Origin of the sequence: Mesorhizobium sp., from assembly GCF_004962925.1 — a bacterium.
Taxonomy (GTDB): Bacteria; Pseudomonadota; Alphaproteobacteria; order Rhizobiales; family Rhizobiaceae; genus Mesorhizobium.
The window spans coordinates 1-2484 of sequence record NZ_SUEO01000044.1 but is presented as its reverse complement, the minus strand read 5'-3'; the positions used below and the strand labels follow the sequence as shown (position 1 = coordinate 2484).

Sequence of the window (2484 nt, the reverse complement as noted above, 5' to 3'; positions counted from 1 at the left end):
GCGGCCGGCTTGCCTCCGAACTGGTGCTGACGCTGCTGAAGGACGGCAGCTATCGCAAGCACGTGGATTTGCTGCGCACGCGACTTTCACGCGCCATGGCTGAGACTAGCACGCGGCTGAAGGCGATCGGCATCACGCCGTGGATCGACCAGCCGACCGGCATGTTCTTGTGGTGCAGCCTACCGGAAGGCGTGGATGCAGCTGAAATAGCCCGCCGCGCCTTGTCGGCCAATATCGTGCTGGCGCCCGGCAATGCGTTCAGCCTGTCTCAAACTGCCAGCCGTTTCCTGCGCTTCAACGCCGCGCAGTCGGCAGACGAGAGAATTTTCAGGACGCTCGAACAAGCGATGTCGAGTTGATCATTGCTGCCGCAAAAATGCAGGCCTTAGCGCTTCGCGTCAGGCCCTGCCCCGCTTGCGCCGCTCGTAAAGCATGACGAGCGTTTCGGCCGTCAACGCCGGCTTCTGCTCACCTTCGATCTCGACGATGTTGGCGGCCTTCATCAGATACTGGCCGGGGCCCTTGTCCTCCACCGACAAAAGCGTGATGCGCAGCCTGATGCGCGCGCCGGCCCTGACCGGCGCCAGGAACCGCACCTTGTCGAAGCCATAGTTGAAGGCGGCTTGCGTGTTTTCGGGCACGATGCCCATGTCGAGCGCCAGCGCGCCGATGATCGACAGTGTCAGATAGCCATGCGCGATGGTGGTGCGGAACGGGCTTTGCCGCTTCGCCCGCTCTGGATCGACGTGAATCCATTGGCGGTCGCCTGTGCATTCGGCGAACTGGTCGATGCGGCTCTGGTCGACCGCCGTCCAGTCCGACACACCGAGCTCCTGCCCTGTCATGGCCCTGAGCTGCTCGTAAGTCGGCGGCGTCCTCGGCCGTGTTTGCGTCATTCCTGCCTTCCCGATCGCTTGCCCTGCCTCCGGACCACGAACCGGCCGCCTCTGTCAATTCGCTCCGCGCGTTCCGTTGCGGTATCCTCGGTCGGATCGCGCCGATGCCTGTGTCCAGCGCCGGAAAACAGGTTTATCCGGGCCAAGAGAAACTTTGTGCGCCTTGGCCGAACCGAGAATCAACAATACGACTTTCAGGAGCCGGATAACGGGAGAAAAGTCTGTTTTGGCTTGGGAACAGCTTACTTTTTATCGTAGCCGGTGCGGATTTCCTCCATCGCCTCCTTGATGCGGTCACGCAGGATCTCGACCGATTCGGTGCCGGATTTCCTTGCCAGTTCGGCCACTTCGCCGGCATTCTTCAATGCGGTCTCGAAGGACTTCCTGGCGAACGCCGCTTGCTGGCCATCAACTCCCTGGGATCACCTGGCTCCCTGTAACTTTGCGCCATGTCGGCGACTTCGTGCAGCGTGTCCTGCAGCATCTCGCGTTGCCTGGAGAGTAGCGACGACGCTCCGGCGGCACTTGCCCTGGCTGATTTTTCCAGTGCCTCGACGTTCTTGCGATGATGGTTGAGGATCACCTCGACATCGACGTTCGGCAGCTTCAGGTCGCGGCCGAACCTGCCGAACATGTCCATGAAGGAGCCGGGATCCGGTTGCTTTGCCATCGTGGTTTCTCCCCTGTTGCTGCGACTGCGGCACCTGAGGAGAAGAATAGGGCACTGGAGCCTCACGGTCCATTCGGCCGCGCAACACATCGCGCCTCAGCCGACGAGGAACAGCCGTTCCACCGTATAAAGCGCGACGCCGGCAAGGCCACCGATGACCATGCCATTGAAGCGGATATATTGCAGGTCCCTGCCGATGTTCATCTCGATCAGCCTGGTGAGTTGGGCAAGATCCCAGCGCTTGACCTGATCGGCGATGAATTTCGAGACGCCGCTCTTCTGGCTTTCGACGAAGGAAGACAGTGCCACGACGAACCCCTGGTTCATGTCGGCTCTGATCTGCGCGTCGCCGGCAAGATGGCGGCCGACCTCGACGAACATGTTGGCGAGATGGGCGCGGATCATCGAATTCGGCGCCTTGGCGTCCTGCTCGATGAACAGGCTGAGGCTTTCCCACATGTCGCCGGCCAGCGCCTTCAGCTCCGGCCTGGCGAGGAAATCGCGCTTCAGTTTCTCGGCGCGCTTGGCATATTGCTTGGATGTCCTCAGTCGCTCGACGAAAGTCAGGACAAAACGGTCAAATTCGGTGCGCATCGGGTGATCGGGGTCGGCCCTCACCTCGTCGAGCAGCGAACCGGCGGAGGCGATGATCTTCTTCAAGAGATAGGCATCGGCGCGAAACAGGTTGAACAGCGACGGCAGTTCCTCGCGGATCTTCTCGCGCATGCTCGCCAGCGCCTGCTCGTCGCTCAGGAAGCGGCCGACCACCTTGGTGAATTCGTCGAACAGCCTCTGGTGACGGCGGTCGTCGGTCATGGCCGACAGCAGCTCGGCCGCGAGCGGCGCCAGTGGCACCTTTTCGATCTGCTCCAGCATGCGGCTGGTGACGAAGGCGCTGAGGCCGGATTGCTCGACGGC

General features: G+C 61.6%; 3 protein-coding genes and 1 pseudogene. 1 reads left to right on the top strand and 3 read right to left on the bottom strand.

Features of this window, described 5'->3' with window-relative positions; all coding sequences use genetic code 11:
• The coding region (locus tag E5W87_RS11770) for an aminotransferase class I/II-fold pyridoxal phosphate-dependent enzyme (protein ID WP_367118820.1) at positions 1–359 on the top strand (359 nt) is incomplete at its 5' end.
• 39 nt (positions 360–398) lie between these two features.
• On the opposite strand, the gene E5W87_RS11765 is transcribed toward E5W87_RS11770, so the two are convergent.
• From E5W87_RS11765 to E5W87_RS11755, 3 genes and pseudogenes are all read right to left on the bottom strand, one after another.
• Positions 399–896 carry a MaoC family dehydratase gene (locus E5W87_RS11765; protein ID WP_292397219.1) on the bottom strand — a complete coding sequence of 166 codons (498 nt, stop codon included), beginning with the start codon at positions 894–896 and terminating at the stop codon, positions 399–401.
• Between the two features lie 242 nt (positions 897–1138).
• Positions 1139–1566, bottom strand: a pseudogene (locus E5W87_RS11760) (phasin family protein).
• 96 nt (positions 1567–1662) lie between these two features.
• Positions 1663–2484, bottom strand: an 822-nt coding sequence (locus E5W87_RS11755) for a DUF445 family protein (RefSeq protein ID WP_292397216.1), incomplete at its 5' end; no start/stop codon positions are given.